This window comes from Streptomyces sp. NPDC001502 (genome assembly GCF_042894785.1).
GTDB classification, from domain to species: Bacteria; Actinomycetota; Actinomycetes; order Streptomycetales; family Streptomycetaceae; genus Streptomyces; species Streptomyces kutzneri.
Genome location: NZ_JBIAVW010000012.1, coordinates 25691 through 41779 on the forward strand (window position 1 = coordinate 25691; position 16089 = coordinate 41779).

The window sequence follows — 16089 nt, forward strand, 5'->3', positions numbered from 1 at the left end:
CCCGGTGGCCCGTGTCCGGGGTGCCGGTCGGTCGACACAATCGATCCGGCCGGAGGGGAGTCCTACGGATGATCACGCGTGGGGAGATGCCCCTGGTGCGCCGGGTGTGCGTCCTGGCCTGGGCCGGCGCCGCGGTGTCCTGGGAGCTGTCCACTCCGGGACGGCTGGTCCCGAGCCTGGCCACCTGCGCGGCCTTCCTGCTGCTGGCCACCGGGTGCGCGCTGCACATCCGGCGCGAGCTGCTGGGCGAGCTGCGCCGCTCACAGGAGATCGCGGGCGCCGCGCAGCGGGCGCTGCTGCGGCCGCTGCCCGGGCGGATAGGCGGCCTGACGCCGGCCGCGGCGCAGCTTTCGGCGAGCCGGGGCGCGGCGGTGGGCGGGGACCTGTACGAGGCCGTGCCGACGGCGTACGGGATCCGGGTGGTGATCGGGGACGTCCGGGGCCACGGGCTGCCCGCGCTGGGCGCGGCGGCCGCCGTGCTCGGGGCCTTCCGCGAGGGGGCGTACGACGAGCCCTCGCTGGAGGGTGTGCTGCGGCGGATGGAGCGGGCGCTGGGCCGTCATGTCCGTGACCGGGCGCGGGCCGAGCCGGATTCCGCGGCGGCGGAGGAGTTCGTGACGGTCCTGCTCCTCCAGATCGCCCCGGACGGTGCCCTGCTGGCGCTGAACTGCGGCCACCCGTGGCCGTACGTGCTGCGCCCGGCGGCGGTCCTGGAGCACTGCGCTCCGCGCAGCCGGGCCTGCGCCCCGGACCCCGCGCCTCAATGGCCGGCGGGGCTTGTCCATCGAGCGCAGCGGCCTACGCAGGTACTGCCGCTGGCCGGGGGCGAGACCTTACCGCCGCTCGGGGTGGTGCCCGTACCTGCGGACGTGTGGCCGCGCGCCTGCGGGGAACTCCGGCCCGGGGAGACGCTGTTCCTGTACACCGACGGGGCCGAGGACGCCCGCGACCGGGCCGGCCGGTTCTTCGATCTGGCGGGCGTCCTCGCACAGGAGGCGGCGGCCACGCCCGCGCGGCTGGTGGCGGGCGTGCACGCCGCTCTGTTGCGGCACACCGGCGGGCGCCTCGCCGACGACGTCGCCCTGCTGGTGCTCCGCAACGACCGGTCCTGAGCACCGGCCCCGGACACGCGCGCCGGGCCCGGTGGATGAGCCCGGCGCGCGCTCTCGACCCGGCCCCTGCCGGGGCGCGGCGACCAACCGGGCGCCGGCGGGGCCGGAACGCGCCGCCCGCCTGCCATGGAGTGTCGGGCAGACAGCAGAACGGGCGGCGCGGTGACGGGTCGTCGCACTGTACGAGGGGGAGCCGACGACCCGAGCTACCTCTTGGCGAGGCTCTTCAGTGAAGCGCCTCCAGGGGTCCGCGCGGCAGAGTGCGCATCGCATTTATGCGCGTACACGGTTCACACCCCGTGTGAACCGCGCACCCACTAGCCTGAGACCGACGAGCCCTTGGAGCGGCCCATGCAGCCCAATGTCCTGCTCGACGCCCTCCTCGCCGAGGCGGGCATGTCCCACGCCGGACTCGCCGCGTACGTGAACCAGGCAGGCCGCACCCGCGGACTCGCCCTGCGCTACGAACACACTGCCGTGACGCGGTGGTTGAAGGGTCAGCGGCCCCGGGGCCAGGTCCCCGACCTGATCTGCGAGGTGCTCGGCGGGCGGCTGCGGCGTCCCCTCGGGCTGGACGACGTCGGGCTCGGCGCCGCCGACCAGCCCGTTCCGCTGCACGCCTCGCCGCTCAGCGGTTTCGTGGACCGGGCCGCCGCCCTGTGGCGTTCCGACGTCCAGGCCCGGCCCCAGCTGCTGGCCGCCGAGGCGGTCACCGGGACGCCGGCCGTCATCCCGGTGTGGGAATGGGAGAATCCGCCCGAGGACGCCGATGTCTCGCGCGAGGGCCCGCATCCGATCGGTCCCGAGCACATCGAGATCCTGAAGTCCGCCCGTGCCCACTACGAGCTGATGTACCGCCGGGCCGGCGGGGTCGCCACGCGGGACCGGATCGTCCGCTTCCTGGGCAGTGAGACCGCGCCCATGCTGCGCGGGAGTTACTCCGACGACCTCGGCCGCCGGCTGCACCGGGCCACGGGGTCCCTGGTGGCGGTGGCGGGGATCTGCGCGTACGACTCGGACGCCCACGGCCTGGCCCAGCGCTACTTCCACCAGGCCCTGCGCCTGGCCAAGGCGAGCGGGGACCGGGGGCTCGGCGCGTACGTCATCGCGCTGATCGTCAACCAGTCGCTGCACCTGCGGGAGTACCGCCAGGCCGTCGCCTTCGCCGAGGCCGCGCTGCGGGCCGCCGGGCGGCACACCACCCCGGCGCTGGCCGCCGACCTGTACGCGATGCAGGCCAAGGCGTACGCCCAACTCGGCGACACCGGGGCGGCGCTGGCCTGCATCCGCAAGGCGGAGGCGGCCGCCGAGCGGATCCGCCCGGGCAGTGAACCGGACGAGACCGGCTACGTACAGCCGGGGCTCGTCAACGTCCAGGTCGCCGAGGCGCTGCTCAGTCTGGGCGATCTGGAGGCCGCGCGGGTCCAGGCGACCGCCGCCGTCGGCACCCCGGCGCACGACCGCGGCCGGGTGCACCGGCTGGCGATGCTGTGCGAGATCCAGCTGCGCCAGGGGGAGGCGGACCGGGCGGCGGCGTCCGCGGCCGAGATGGCCGAGCGGGCCAAGGGCATGGAGTCGCTGCGGCTGCGCGACCGGTTGCGGGCGGTCCGGGAACAGCTTCTGACCAGCGGTTGTACGGGCGCGGAGGAGACCGCGCGGCTCATCGACGGGGCGCTGCGCGTTCCGCTGTGACGGGCCGAGGTGCTGCCATGTTGCCACCTACTCGAACGGAAGGTGGCACAACCGTGCAGTGGACGAACCTGAGTGAGCAGACCGTGTACAAGAACCGTTGGTTCGACGTGAATCTCGCCGATGTGGAACTTCCCGACGGCCGGCACCTGGACCACTTCGTGATCCGGCTGCGTCCGGTCGCCGTCGCCACGGCCGTCAACGAGGCCGACGAGGTGCTGCTGCTCTGGCGGCACCGCTTCATCACCGACAGCTGGGGCTGGGAACTGCCCGCCGGGGTGGTCGAGGACGGCGAGGACATCGCGGCCGCGGCGGCCCGCGAGATGGAGGAGGAGTCGGGCTGGCGCCCCGGCCCGCTCCACCACCTGATGACCGTCGAGCCGTCCAACGGACTGACCGATGCCCGGCACCACCTCTACTGGGCGGACGGGGCCACCCACATCGGGCATCCCGAGGACGATTTCGAGTCCTCGCGCCGGGAGTGGGTCCCGCTCAAGCTCGTGCCGGACATGATCGCCCGCGGGGAGATCCCGGCCGCCAACATGGCGGCCGGGCTGCTCCTGCTGCACCACCTGCGGCTCGGCCGGCCGTAGGGCCGGCCGAACGGATCAGCCGTACGGGTAGAAGCCCGCGCCCGTCTTGCGGCCCAGGCGGCCGGCGTCGACCATGCGCTGGAGCAGCGGGGGAGCGGCGTAGAGCGGCTCCTTGTACTCCGCGTACATCGAGTCGGCGATCGACGCGATGGTGTCCAGGCCGATCAGGTCGGACAGCTTGAGCGGGCCCATCGGGTGGGCGCAGCCCAGCTCCATGCCGTTGTCGATGTCCTCGCGGCTGGCGATGCCCGACTCGAACATCCGGATCGCGGACAGCAGGTACGGGACGAGGAGCGCGTTGACGACGAACCCGGACCGGTCCTGGGCGCGGACCGCGTGCTTGCCCAGCACGTCCCGCACCAGGGCCTCGGCCCGCTTGACCGTCTCCTCGCCCGTGGTCAGCGCCGGGATCAGCTCGACGAGCTTCTGCACCGGGGCCGGGTTGAAGAAGTGGATACCGATGACCTGGTCCGGCCGCGAGGTCGCGACGGCCAGCTTGACCAGCGGGATCGAGGAGGTGTTGGAGGCCAGGATCGCGTCCGGGCGGGTGATCACCTGGTCGAGGATCTGGAAGATCTCCGTCTTGACCTGCTCGTTCTCGACGACGGCCTCGATGACGAGGTCACGGTCGGCGAACTCGCCGAGGTCGGTGGTGAAGGAGAGGCGGGCCAGGGTGGCATCCCGCTCCTCCTCGCTGATCTTGCCGCGTTCGGCGGCCTTGGTCAGCGAGTTGTGCAGCCGGGTCCGGCCGATCTCCAGGGCTTCGCCGGTGGTCTCGGCGACCTTGACCTCAAGGCCACTGCGGGCGCACACCTCGGCGATACCCGCACCCATCTGGCCGCAGCCCACTACGCCGACCCGTGTGATGTCGGAAGGGAGGTCAGTCACTTCGTGCCTTTCGCAGCTCATCCGTCGGCGGGTCCCCCGTACGATTCCGGCGCCCGCCACGCCCCCCGACGTTACTCCCGACCTTGCGCCGGGCGGCGGGCCGGGGCGGGCATGCTGAGCGAGCACCGTGCAATGTCACTCAGCGAAACGGAGATGTCACATGACGTACATCGGCCGACGGGCACTGCTGGCCGGAGCCGTGGGGGTGATCGCCGCCGCCACGGCCGGGTCGGCGGCCGCGGCGCCGCGGACTTCCGCGAAGGCCCCTGAGGGGCGGGCCGGCGCCGCCGACTTCCGGGGCATGTGGATCGCCTCCGTGGCGAACGTGGACTGGCCCTCCGAGAGCGGACTCTCCGCGGCGCGGCAGCGCGCGGAGCTGCTCGACCTCCTCGACACGGCGGTCGAGCGGCGCCTGAACGCGGTGGTCCTCCAGGTCCGGCCGGCGGCGGACGCGTTCTGGCCCTCGAAGCTGGAGCCCTGGTCGCAGTGGCTGACCGGCGAGCAGGGGGAGGATCCGGGCTGGGACCCGCTGGGCACGGCCGTCAAGGAGGCGCACGCCCGGGGGCTGGAGCTGCACGCCTGGTTCAATCCGTTCCGGGTGGCGAACCACACCGACCTCGACCGGCTGGCGGCCACGCACCCGGCGCGGCGCAATCCCGGCTGGACGGTGGAGTACGGCGGCAAGCTCTTCTACAACCCGGGTCTGCCCGAGGTGCGGCGCTTCGTCCAGGACGCCATGTTCGACGCCGTCTCCCGCTACCCGCTGGACGCCGTGCACTGGGACGACTACTTCTACCCCTATCCGGTGGAGGGGGAGTACTTCGACGACGACGAGGCCTTCGAGGAGTACGGGGCGGGCTTCGCCTCGCGCGCCGCCTGGCGCCGAAGCAACATCGACACCCTGGTCCGCGAGATGTCCGCGCGGCTGCGGGCGCTCAAGCCGGCGCCGCGGTTCGGGATCAGCCCGTTCGGCGTCTGGCGCAACTCCGACCGGGACCCGGCCGGTTCACCGACCCGCGCGGGCCTCGGAACGTACGACGACCTCTACGCGGACACCCGCAAGTGGGTCAGGGAGGGCTGGATCGACTACATCGTGCCGCAGGCCTACTGGCACATCGGGCACTCGACCGCCGACTACGCCGACCTCGTGCCCTGGTGGGCGCGGACTGTCGCCGGCACGAAGGTGGACCTGTACGTGGGGGAGGCCCTGTACCGCTGCGACGAGAACAGCCCCACCGAGGCATGGCGCGACCCCGGGGAGCTGTCGAAGCACCTGACGTTCGCCCGCGGGTTCCCGGAGGTCCGCGGCCACGTCTACTTCTCGGCGAAGCAGGTGGCCGCGGACCCCAACGGAGCGATGGCCCGGGTGGTCGCCGACCACTACGGCACGGCGGCGTCCCGGCGCTGATTCAGTGAGTGGGCTCTGAGGGGTGGCGGACCGTGCAGTCGGGTCCGGGAGCCATCAGTGCCTCGTGTCCGTCCTGGAAGCGGACCCGGTACGGGGGGGTTCCGTTCTCGCCCAGGACCTGGGTGATCTCGCCCACCTTGTCGTGCTGTCCGACGATCCTGCCGTGCTGCACCAGCTGGTCGCCCTCGGTCGCGCGCATAACTGACCTCCTCGGTGGCGGTCCGATCCGGTGCTTGCAGTTTAGGTCGTCATGCGGCTATTTGACCCGTTGGGTCACCGCGATGCAGACGAGGACCGCGCAGGCGGCGGCCGGCGCGGCGGGGGAGAGGTGCTCGCCCAGCAGGGCCACCGACCAGACGAGGGTCAGCAGCGGCTGGGCGAGCTGGAGCTGGCTGGCCCGCGGCGCGCCGATCTCCGCCATGCCCCGGTACCAGACGTAGAGGCCGAGGAAGGTGGAGCCGGCCGCCACCCAGACCAGTCCGGCGAGCCCGTGGCCGCTGAGGTGCACCGGCTCGTACGCGAGCCCGGCCGCGGAGCCCGCCAGGCTGAGCGGCAGGCACAGGACCAGCGCCCAGCCGATCACCTGCCAGCCGGGCAGCATCCGGGCGAGGCGGCCGCCCTCGGTGTATCCGGCGGCGCACACCAGCAGGGCGCCGAACAGGTACGCGTCGCCCGCCGAGAGGGCGCCGCCGCTCTGCGCGAGCGTGAAGGCGATCACAACCGCCGCCCCGGCGAGGGCCGCGGCCCAGAAGGCGCGCGAGGGGCGGGCTCCGGTGCGCAGCGCGGACAGCGCGGCGGTGGTGAGCGGCAGGAGGCCGACGACCACGGCGGCGTGCGAGGTCGTGGAGGTCGTCAGCGCGAGCGTGGTGAGCATCGGGAAGCCGACGACCACTCCGCCGGCGACGACGGCGAGCCCGGCCCAGTGCTCACGGGCGGGCAGCGGGACCCGCCGGGCCAGCAGGAAGGCCCCGGCGATCGCGGCGGCGAGGACACTGCGCAGCGCGACCAGGGACCACGGGCCGAAGCTCTCCAGTCCCCAGGCGGTGGCGGGGAACGTCAGCGAGAAGGCGACGACGCCGAGCAGGGCGAGGGCGGTACCCCGGCGTACCGGATTCGTGACCGCTATCGTGGTCGGGAGAGTAGCGCTATTCTGTGCTGTCATGTACGAGCGTAGCAGTGTGGCGGAACTGGCTGAATACCTGCGGTCCGAACTCAACCGCTACTCGATAGGTGGAAAGCTCCCGTCGAGTCGCGCCCTGGTCGAGCGCTACCGGGTCAGCCCGGTCACCGTCTCCCGGGCCCTCGCGCAGCTCGCCGCCGAGGGCCTCGTCGTCACCCGGCCCGGTGCGGGGGTCTTCCGCGCCGCACCGCGTACGGCGGCCCCCGCGCCCGGGGACACCTCCTGGCAGGAGGTCGCCCTCAGTGCCGAGGGGGCCGGGGAGATCGTCCCGCGGTCCGTCGACGCCACCGGAGTGCTGGGCTCGCTGGCCGTGCCGCCGTTCGGGGTGATCGAACTCAACGGCGGCTACCTGCACCGCTCCCTGCAGCCCGAGCGGGCCATGGCGGCCGCGCTGGCCCGGGCCGGGCGGCGGCCCGGAGCCTGGGGGCGGCCGCCCCTGGAGGGGCTGCCCGAGCTGCGCGACTGGTTCGCCCGGGAGATCGGCGGCGCGGTCGCCGCCGCCGACGTACTGGTCACCGCGGGCGGACAGAGCGCGCTGGCCACCGCCCTGCGGGCGCTCGCCCCGCCCGGGGCGCCGATCCTGGTCGAGTCCCCGACCTACCCCGGGCTGCTGGCCATCGCCCGGGCCTCCGGCTGCCGGCCGGTGCCCGTCCCGGTGGACGCCGACGGGGTCCGGCCGGAGCTGCTGGCCGCCGCCTTCGAAGCGACCGGCGCGCGGGTGTTCGTATGCCAGCCCCTGTTCCAGAACCCGACCGGAGCGGTACTGGCTCCGGGGCGGCGGGCCGAGGTGCTGCGCATCGCACGGGCCGCCGGGGCCTTCGTGGTCGAGGACGACTACGCCCGGGCCCTGGCCCACGAGGGCGCGGGTCCGCTGCCCGCGACCCTGGCCGCCGAGGACGCGGACGGGGTCGTGGTGCACGTCCGGTCGCTGACCAAGGCCACCTCGCCCAGCCTGCGGGTCGGCGCACTGGCCGCCCGGGGCCCGGTGGTCGACCGGCTGCGCGCCATCCAGATCGTGGACTCCTTCTTCGTGTCCAGGCCGCTCCAGGAAGCCGCCCTGGAACTGGTCGGCGCCCCCGCCTGGCCGCGCCACCTGCGGACGGTGGCCGCCGAGCTGCGCCACCGGCGGGATGTGCTCGCGGGTGCCCTGCGCCGGGAGCTGCCCGCACTGGAGCTGCCGCATCTGCCGTACGGCGGATACCAGTTGTGGGTCCGGCCGACCGGGTACGGCGACGACGCGGCCTTCACGGCGGCCGCCCTGCGCGCGGGGGTGGCGGTGGCTCCGGGCCGCCCGTACTTCTGCGCGGAGCCGCCGGGCCCGCACGTCCGGCTGAGCTTCGCCGGGGTCTCGGGCCCCGGTGAACTGGTCGAGGCGGTCCAGCGGCTGCGTACCGGCCTGGCGGACGGCCTCGGTCCGGACGCTTGACCCACTGCGGTATGCGGCCCACCATCACCGCATGCATGTTCGGGTCTCGCTTGTCGCCGCAGCCCGTAGTTCCGCGCTGCTCGCCGAGCGCTTCGACGACGACCGCCCGCTGGACGGACCCGGCTGGCGGTCGGTGGAGTCCGCCGCGCAGGGCCTCGTACCCCTGGGCTCGGCCGGGCTGCGCTACTGCTCGCCGACCCCGCGCAGCCGTGCCACGGGCGAGGCCCTCGGGTACGCGCCCCTCGCCCAGCCCGCGCTGCGCGAGTGCGACATGGGCCGGTGGCGGGGGCTGACCCTGGCCGAGGTGACCGCCCACGAGCCCGGGGCGGTGGAGCTGTGGCTCAGCGATCCGCGGTCCGCCCCGCACGGGGGCGAGTCCCTGCTCGCCTTCATCTCCCGCATCGGCGGCTGGCTCGACACCCGGCCGGCCGACGACGGGGGCGCGATCGTGGCGGTGGCCGAGCCCTCGGTGGTCCGGGCGGCCCTGGTGTACGCGCTGAAGGCGCCCCCGCTGACCTACTGGAACGTCGACGTCCGGCCGCTGTCCACGATGACCCTCACGGGCTGGTCCGGCCAGTGGCACCTCTGTCTGCAGGCCCCGGCGTAGATCGGTTGAGGGGGGCGCGGACAGCCCTTAGCCTGCGGGAATGACCGCGATACGCATCACCACGCTCGCCGAGCGCCCCGAACTGGCGGACCGGCTCGCAGACATGGACGACCCGTGGCCCGAGTTCGCCACCCACGACGCCCTCGCCTGGCTGCTGTACCCGCGGATGACGGCCGAGCTGGCGGACTACGTCCTGGTCGCCACGGACGGGGACGCGGTGGTCGCCCGCGGCTACAGCGTGCCCTTCGCCCTGCACGAGGCCGGCCGCGACGGCGTGCTGCCCGCGCAGGGCTGGGACCGCGTGCTCATGTGGGCCTTCTCCGACCTGCGGCGCGGGGTGCGGCCCGACACGGTGAGCGCGATCGAGATCACCGTGGCCGGCGACCGGCAGGGCGAGGGGCTCTCCGGGCTCATGCTGGCCGCGATGCGGGACAACGCCCGGGCCCGCGGCTTCGCCGAGGTGGTGGCGCCGGTCCGGCCCAGCGGAAAACCGGCCGAGCCGGACACCCCGATCCACGAGTACGCGTACCGGACCCGGGAGGACGGCCTCCCGTACGACCCGTGGCTGCGCGTCCACGTCCGCGCGGGCGGGGTCATCGACTCGGTGGCGCCGCTGTCGATGACGATCACCGGCTCGCTCGCCCAGTGGCGCGAGTGGACCGGGCTGCCCTTCGACGTCGCCGGACCCGTGCGCGTACCGGGAGCCCTGGCGCCCGTGCGGTGCGAGCCGGAGCAGGGCTATGCGGTCTATGTGGAGCCGAACGTATGGGTCAGGCACCGTCTCGCCGACGGGACGGCGTCCGTCCGGCCCTAGGCGGCCGTGCCGGTCGGGCCGGGCCCGGGGTGGTCGCGCCCGACGCGACCGGCGGAATCACCGCCGCGGCCGGGCCTTTCCTGCTAGACATCATCCTGGAGGCTCCGTGTACCGGACCCTCCGGTGCGGCCCTCTCCCCGGGATCGAAGGCATTGCATAAACGTGCAGAAGTACGTATAGTCATGCCATCGATGAGGAGGGTCCGATGGTGGTACGTGTAGCGGTGGCCGGAGCGAGCGGGTACGCGGGCGGAGAAGTCCTGCGCCTCCTGCTCTCGCACCCCGAGGTGGAGATCGGTGCCCTCACCGGCAACTCCAACGCCGGACAGCTCCTCGGCTCCCTGCAACCGCACCTCGTGCCGCTCGCGGGACGCACCCTGGAGGCGACCACCTCCGAGGTCCTCGCCGGTCACGATGTCGTCTTCCTCGCCCTCCCGCACGGCCAGTCCGCCGCCGTCGCCGCCCAGCTCGGCGAGGACGTCCTCGTCGTCGACATGGGCGCCGACCACCGGCTCAAGGACTCCGCCGACTGGGACGCCTTCTACGGCGCCCCGCACGCCGGTACCTGGCCCTACGGGCTCCCCGAACTGCCCGGCGCCCGCGAGGCGCTGACGGGGACCAGGCGCATCGCGGTCCCCGGCTGCTTCCCCACCGCCGTCTCCCTCGCGCTCTTCCCGGCCTACCAGGGGAAGTTCGCCGAGCCGGAGGCCGTGATCGTCGCCGCCACCGGAACCTCCGGCGCGGGCAAGGCCCTCAAGCCGCACCTGCTCGGCGCCGAGGTGATGGGCTCGGTGACCCCGTACGGCGTGGGCGGCGGACACCGCCACACGCCCGAGATGGTGCAGAACCTGAGCCCGATCGCGGGTCAGCGGGTCTCCGTCTCCTTCACGCCGACCCTCGTGCCCATGGCGCGCGGCATCCTCGCCACGTGCTCGGCCAAGGCACTCCCCGGCACCACCGCCGAATCGCTGCGCGCCGCGTACGAGAAGGCGTACGCCGACGAGCCCTTCGTCCACCTGCTGCCCGAGGGCCGGATGCCGTCCACCAAATCCGTCCACGGTTCCAACGCCGTCCACGTCCAGGTCGCCTACGACGAGTCCGCCCGGCGGATCATCGCCGTCAGCGCCATCGACAACCTGACCAAGGGCACCGCCGGCGGCGCGGTGCAGAGCATGAACATCGCCCTGGGGCTTCACGAGAGCCTGGGTCTTTCGACGATCGGAGTCGCACCGTGAGCGTCACGGCAGCACAGGGATTCACGGCAGCGGGCATCGCCGCCGGGATCAAGGCCAACGGCAACCCCGACCTGGCCCTCGTGGTCAACAACGGGCCGAGTCTGGCCGCCGCGGGCGTCTTCACCTCCAACCGCGTCAAAGCCGCGCCCGTGCACTGGTCCGAGCAGGTCCTGCGGGGCGCCGCCATCAGCGCGGTCGTCCTGAACTCCGGCGGCGCCAACGCCTGCACCGGCCCCAAGGGCTTCCAGGACACCCACGCCACCGCGGAGAAGGTCGCGCAGGTCCTCGGCGGGGACTTCAACGCCGGCGAGATCGCGGTGGCCTCCACCGGCCTGATCGGCGTCCTGCTCCCCATGGAGAAGCTGCTCCCCGGCATCGAGACGGCGGCCGCGGCCCTGTCCGAGGACGGCGGCGAGGCCGCCGCCATCGCCATCAAGACCACCGACACCGTGCACAAGACGGCCACCGTCTCGCAGGGAGGCTGGACCGTCGGAGGCATGGCCAAGGGTGCGGGCATGCTCGCCCCGGGCCTGGCCACCATGCTCGTCGTCCTCACCACCGACGCCGACCTGGACAGCGCCACCCTCGACAAGGCGCTGCGCGCCGCCACCCGCACCACCTTCGACCGGGTCGACTCCGACGGCTGCATGTCCACCAACGACACGGTGCTGCTGCTCGCCTCCGGCGCCTCCGGCCAGGTGCCGGCGTACGAGGAGTTCGCGGAGGCCGTGCGCAAGGTCTGCGACGACCTGGCCCGCCAGCTCATCGGCGACGCCGAGGGCGCCAGCAAGGACATCCGCATCGAGGTCATCGGTGCGCTCACCGAGGACGACGCGGTCGAGGTCGGCCGGTCCATCGCCCGGAACAACCTGCTCAAGTGCGCCATCCACGGCGAGGACCCGAACTGGGGCCGGGTGCTCTCCGCGATCGGCACCACCAAGGCCGCCTTCGACCCGGACCGCCTGAACGTGGCCATCAACGACGTCTGGGTCTGCCGGAACGGATCGGTCGGCGACGACCGTGACCTGGTCTCCATGAAGGGCCGCGAGGTCCGCATCACCGCCGACCTGGCGAACGGCAGCGAGTCCGCCGTGATCTGGGGCAACGACCTGACCGCCGAGTACGTCCACGAGAACAGCGCCTACTCCTCATGAGCGACGAGAAGGCCGGCCAGCCCGGCACCTCCGGCGGAACCGCCCGCAAGCACACCGCCCTGCCCAAGGCGCAGATCCTCATCGAGGCCCTGCCGTGGCTCACCCGCCACAACGGCAAGGTCGTCGTCATCAAGTTCGGCGGCAACGCCATGATCGACGAGGACCTCAAGGCCGCCTTCGCCCAGGACGTGGTCTTCCTGCGCCAGGCCGGCCTGAAGCCGGTCGTCGTGCACGGCGGCGGCCCCCAGATCAACGCCCAGCTCGACAAGCAGGGCCTGGTCAGCGAGTTCAAGGCGGGGCTGCGCGTCACGACCCCGGAGGCCATGGACGTCGTACGGATGGTCCTGGCGGGCCAGGTCCAGCGCGAGCTGGTCGGACTGCTCAACCAGCACGGGCCGCTCGCCGTCGGCATGACCGGCGAGGACGCCCGCACGATCACCGCGACCAAGCACAGCCCGGAGATCGGCGGCGAGGTCATCGACATCGGCCGGGTCGGGGAGATCACCTCCATCGACACCGGCGCCATCGAGGCCCTGCTCGCGGACGGCCGGATCCCGGTCATCTCCTCCATCGCGGGCAGCGCCGACGACCACCACGTCTACAACGTCAACGCCGACACGGCGGCCGCGGCGCTCGCCGCCGCCCTGGGCGCCGAGACGCTGATGGTCCTCACCGACGTCGAGGGCCTCTACGCGGACTGGCCGCACAGCGACGAGGTCATCAGCAAGCTCACCGTCAGCGAGCTGGAGAAGCTGCTGCCCGAGCTGTCCAGCGGCATGGTGCCCAAGATGGAGGGCTGCCTGCACGCCGTGCGCAACGGCGTGAACACCGCCCGCGTGCTCGACGGACGGGTCCAGCACTCGATCCTGCTGGAGATCTTCACGGACTCCGGCATCGGCACGATGGTCGTGCCCGACCACCAGTCAGGGGGAACGCAATGACGAAGGGCACCGGCAACCAGGAGTACGGCGCTCGCTGGCAGGGAGCGCTGGCCAACAACTACGGCACCCCCGCGGTCGCGCTCGTACGCGGCGAGGGCGCACAGGTCTGGGACGCCGACGGCAAGCAGTACACCGACTTCGTCGGCGGCATCGCGGTCAACGCCCTCGGGCACGCCCACCCGGCGATCGTGACCGCCGTGACCGAGCAGATCTCCACGCTCGGCCACGTCTCCAACCTCTTCATCTCCGAGCCGGTCGTCGCGCTCGGCGAGCGGCTGCTCCAGCTCTTCGGCCGCCCCGGCAAGGTCTTCTTCTGCAACTCGGGCGCCGAGTCCATCGAGGCCGCCTTCAAGATCGGCCGGCTGACCGGGCGGACCCACATGGTCGCCACCGACGGCGGCTTCCACGGCCGGACCATGGGCGCCCTCGCGCTCACCGGCCAGCCGAAGAAGCAGGAGCCCTTCCGGCCGCTGCCGGGCGATGTCACGCACGTCCCGTTCGGTGACGTCGAGGCCCTGCGGGCCGCCGTCACCGAGGAGACCGCGCTCGTCGTCATCGAGCCCATCCAGGGCGAGAACGGCGTCGTCGTACCCCCCGCCGGATACCTGACGGCCGCCCGTGAGATCACCCGCGCCACCGGCACCCTGCTCGTCCTCGACGAGGTCCAGACCGGCATCGGCCGGTGCGGCCAGTGGTTCGAGCACCAGGCCCACGAGGACGTCGAGCCCGACATCGTCACCCTCGCCAAGGGGCTGGGCGGCGGTCTGCCCATCGGCGCGGTGGTCGCCTTCGGCCCCGTCGCCGACCTGCTCCAGCCGGGCCAGCACGGGACCACCTTCGGCGGGAACCCGGTCGCCTGCGCCGCCGGCCTCGCCGTCATCGACACGATCGCCACGGACGGGCTGCTCGACCAGGTCAAGGCCCGGGGCGAACGGCTGCGCTCGGGGATCGAGGGCACGGGCCACGCCCTGGTCTCCCACGTCCGCGGCTCCGGTCTGCTGCTGGGTATCGTGCTGACCGAGCCGCTCGCCGCCCGGGTGCAGCAGGCGGCTCAGGATGCCGGCTTCCTGGTCAACGCGCCCGCCCCCGACGTCGTACGGCTCATGCCCCCGTACGTACTCACCGAGGCCGAGGCGGACGCGTTCGTCCGGGCCCTGCCCGGCATCCTCGACGCAGCCGACGGGGACGGATCCGGAGAATGAGACGACGATGAGTCAGGCGCAGGACAACGAGCAAGGCGGCCAGGCCGTCCCGCAGACCCGCACCGCGCGTCACCGCCGGATCGTGGACATCCTCAACCGGCAGCCGGTCCGCTCCCAGAGCCAGCTGGCCAAGCTGCTCGCCGACGACGGGCTGAGCGTCACCCAGGCGACGCTCTCGCGCGACCTCGACGAGCTGGGCGCGGTGAAGATCCGCAACACCGGCGGCGAGCTGATCTACGCGGTACCCAGCGAGGGCGGCTTCCGCACCCCGCAGGCCCCGCTCGGCGAGTCCGCGAAGGAGGAGCGCATGCGGCGCCTCTCCGGGGAACTGCTGATCTCGGCGGAGGCCTCCGCGAACCTCGTGGTCCTGCGCACCCCTCCGGGTGCCGCGCAGTTCCTCGCATCGGCGATCGACCAGGCCGAACTCCGCGCGATCCTCGGCACGATCGCGGGCGACGACACCCTGATGCTGATCAGCCGGGACCCGGCGGGCGGCCAGGCCCTGGCCGACCACCTGCTGCGGCTGGCGCAGAAGGAGAGCTGAGAGGTCAGGCCGGGGCCCGGCTCAGTACCGGGTCACGGCCAGGTCCCCGGACTCCGTGCCGATCGCGATGTGCGGACGGCGGCGCGGGTCCGCCCAGCGCAGGATCGCCCGCATGGCGCGCTCGGGCACGGACACGCAACCGGCCGTCGCGCCCTTGCCGTTGACGTGCAGGAAGATCCCGGCGCCCCGGCCGCGTACGGGCCGGTCGTAGTTGAAGGCGATCACCAGCGCGTGCGCGTACTGCTTCTCGTACGTCACCAGGTGCTCGGCCTCGCCCGGCGCGCAGTCCGCGGGCAGCGGCTCGACCCAGCGGTTGTAGTGGGCGGACGCGTTGTCCTGGCACCACCAGGAATCGCGGCTCACCCGCCGGTAGACGTGGTCCGTGCCGACCGGTGCCCGCCGGATCCCGAAGGCGTAGGGGAGTTCGAAGAGGCCCGTGGGCGTCGTGTTGGTGCCCTGGGTCCGGGTCGCCCCCTCGGTGAGGCCGTTCGCGCCGAAGCGGGCGGGCGCGCTCCCGGACCGGTGCCAGCGCCCCGCCCACCGCTCCCACCAGATCACCCGGCCGGTCGTGGATCCGGGCGCGGGCGCGACGGCGGTGATCAGCTGACTGCCGCCGCCGGTGTCGGCGAGACGGTCGGGCAGAGGCGCGGGCCTCTGCGGGAGCAGGGTCGTGACGATCAGTGAGGCGGTGACTACAGCGGTACGCAGCACATGTCAGACGGTACGGGGCGGAAGGGGCAGTGGCAGCGCAGGCAGGCCGTCAAGGCTCGATCCGATGAACTCCTTCTTCTCGCAGTACGCGGCGAACTCCTCGTCCGTCTTGCGCCCGAAGTACTCCGCGTGCAGGGTCCGCTCGCCCTGGTACTCCATCAGGGGGACGGCGTACCCGCAGACATCGGAGATCCGGCGGGCGTGGACCAGGACGACCGCCCGCGCCGACGGCCCGTCGGCCTCGCCGAACAGGGCGACCAGTTCGCCCCAGCGCGGATCGTCGCGGAAGACCGCCTCGCCCTCGCCGTGGATGCGCACGATGTTGGGCGGCCCGGAGAACGCGCACCACATCAGGGTGATCCGGCCGTTCTCCCGGACGTGGGCGATGGTTTCGGCGCCGCTGCCCCCGAAGTCCAGGTAGGCCAGGGTCTGCTCGTCGATGACGACGAGCGTTCCGGCGCGGCCCTTGGGGGAGAGGTTGACGTGACCGTCACCCGTGAGCGGGGCGGTCGCGGTGAAGAAGATCGGCTGCTCCTCGATGAACTTGCGCAGCCGGCCGTCTATTCGTTCGTAGAGCTTTCCCATG

Annotated in this window: 17 protein-coding genes; 12 read left to right on the forward strand and 5 right to left on the reverse strand. The window is 73.0% G+C overall.

Annotated features, from left to right (window positions below; all coding sequences use genetic code 11):
* Positions 1-68: 68 nt before the first annotated feature.
* The 3 genes from ACFY0D_RS21965 (at position 69) to ACFY0D_RS21975 (ending at position 3394) form a co-directional block, all read left to right on the forward strand.
* Positions 69-1112 (forward strand): PP2C family protein-serine/threonine phosphatase, encoded by a 1044-nt coding sequence (locus ACFY0D_RS21965; protein ID WP_390799789.1) that lies wholly within the window; start codon positions 69-71, stop codon positions 1110-1112.
* Between the two features lie 351 nt (positions 1113-1463).
* A complete protein-coding gene (locus tag ACFY0D_RS21970) occupies positions 1464-2804 on the forward strand; it encodes a transcriptional regulator (RefSeq protein WP_390799790.1) in 1341 nt (446 codons plus the stop codon).
* Positions 2805-2857: 53 nt separating this feature from the next.
* On the forward strand, positions 2858-3394 hold the full coding sequence (locus tag ACFY0D_RS21975) for an NUDIX hydrolase (protein WP_389116868.1): 537 nt from the start codon (positions 2858-2860) through the stop codon (positions 3392-3394).
* 15 nt (positions 3395-3409) lie between these two features.
* Here ACFY0D_RS21975 and ACFY0D_RS21980 read toward each other — a convergent pair whose 3' ends face one another.
* Positions 3410-4303 carry a 3-hydroxybutyryl-CoA dehydrogenase gene (locus ACFY0D_RS21980; protein ID WP_390799791.1) on the reverse strand — a complete coding sequence of 298 codons (894 nt, stop codon included), beginning with the start codon at positions 4301-4303 and terminating at the stop codon, positions 3410-3412.
* Positions 4304-4442: 139 nt separating this feature from the next.
* Between ACFY0D_RS21980 and ACFY0D_RS21985 the strand changes: the two genes are divergently transcribed.
* Positions 4443-5690, forward strand: coding sequence for a glycoside hydrolase family 10 protein (locus ACFY0D_RS21985; RefSeq protein WP_390799792.1), 1248 nt, complete (start codon positions 4443-4445; stop codon positions 5688-5690).
* Between the two features lies 1 nt (position 5691).
* On the opposite strand, the gene ACFY0D_RS21990 is transcribed toward ACFY0D_RS21985, so the two are convergent.
* Both ACFY0D_RS21990 and ACFY0D_RS21995 read right to left on the reverse strand, forming a co-directional pair.
* A complete protein-coding gene (locus ACFY0D_RS21990) occupies positions 5692-5889 on the reverse strand; it encodes a DUF1918 domain-containing protein (protein ID WP_030010502.1) in 198 nt (65 codons plus the stop codon).
* A 57-nt stretch (positions 5890-5946) separates the two neighbouring features.
* The gene (locus ACFY0D_RS21995) at positions 5947-6852 is read right to left on the reverse strand and encodes a DMT family transporter (protein ID WP_390799793.1); all 906 of its coding nucleotides are present in this window, start codon (positions 6850-6852) and stop codon (positions 5947-5949) included.
* Between ACFY0D_RS21995 and ACFY0D_RS22000 the strand changes: the two genes are divergently transcribed.
* The 8 genes from ACFY0D_RS22000 (at position 6851) to ACFY0D_RS22035 (ending at position 14792) form a co-directional block, all read left to right on the forward strand.
* Positions 6851-8296, forward strand: coding sequence for a PLP-dependent aminotransferase family protein (locus tag ACFY0D_RS22000; protein ID WP_390799794.1), 1446 nt, complete (start codon positions 6851-6853; stop codon positions 8294-8296). The genes ACFY0D_RS21995 and ACFY0D_RS22000 overlap by 2 nt on opposite strands.
* 31 nt (positions 8297-8327) lie before the next feature.
* A complete protein-coding gene (locus tag ACFY0D_RS22005; protein ID WP_390799795.1) occupies positions 8328-8903 on the forward strand; it encodes a histidine phosphatase family protein in 576 nt (191 codons plus the stop codon).
* Between the two features lie 40 nt (positions 8904-8943).
* Positions 8944-9717, forward strand: a complete 774-nt coding sequence (locus tag ACFY0D_RS22010; protein ID WP_390799796.1) for an N-acetyltransferase — start codon at positions 8944-8946, stop codon at positions 9715-9717.
* Between the two features lie 205 nt (positions 9718-9922).
* Entirely contained in the window at positions 9923-10951 is a 1029-nt protein-coding gene (argC, locus tag ACFY0D_RS22015; protein WP_351159112.1) for an N-acetyl-gamma-glutamyl-phosphate reductase, read from the forward strand.
* Positions 10948-12105, forward strand: a complete 1158-nt coding sequence (argJ, locus tag ACFY0D_RS22020) for a bifunctional glutamate N-acetyltransferase/amino-acid acetyltransferase ArgJ (protein WP_390799797.1) — start codon at positions 10948-10950, stop codon at positions 12103-12105. The genes argC and argJ overlap by 4 nt, the downstream gene beginning before the upstream one ends.
* On the forward strand, positions 12102-13046 hold the full coding sequence (gene argB, locus ACFY0D_RS22025; RefSeq protein WP_314249527.1) for an acetylglutamate kinase: 945 nt from the start codon (positions 12102-12104) through the stop codon (positions 13044-13046). Before argJ ends, argB begins: the two co-directional genes overlap by 4 nt.
* Positions 13043-14248, forward strand: coding sequence for an acetylornithine transaminase (locus ACFY0D_RS22030; protein WP_390799798.1), 1206 nt, complete (start codon positions 13043-13045; stop codon positions 14246-14248). The genes argB and ACFY0D_RS22030 overlap by 4 nt, the downstream gene beginning before the upstream one ends.
* Positions 14249-14255: 7 nt before the next feature.
* Complete coding sequence (locus ACFY0D_RS22035; protein ID WP_030010023.1) at positions 14256-14792, forward strand: arginine repressor; 537 nt, start codon at positions 14256-14258, stop codon at positions 14790-14792.
* 21 nt (positions 14793-14813) lie between these two features.
* On the opposite strand, the gene ACFY0D_RS22040 is transcribed toward ACFY0D_RS22035, so the two are convergent.
* Both ACFY0D_RS22040 and ACFY0D_RS22045 read right to left on the reverse strand, forming a co-directional pair.
* A complete protein-coding gene (locus ACFY0D_RS22040) occupies positions 14814-15500 on the reverse strand; it encodes a L,D-transpeptidase (RefSeq protein WP_390799907.1) in 687 nt (228 codons plus the stop codon).
* Positions 15501-15506: 6 nt separating this feature from the next.
* Positions 15507-16088, reverse strand: a complete 582-nt coding sequence (locus ACFY0D_RS22045) for a pyridoxamine 5'-phosphate oxidase family protein (RefSeq protein ID WP_390799799.1) — start codon at positions 16086-16088, stop codon at positions 15507-15509.
* Position 16089 lies beyond the last annotated feature (1 nt).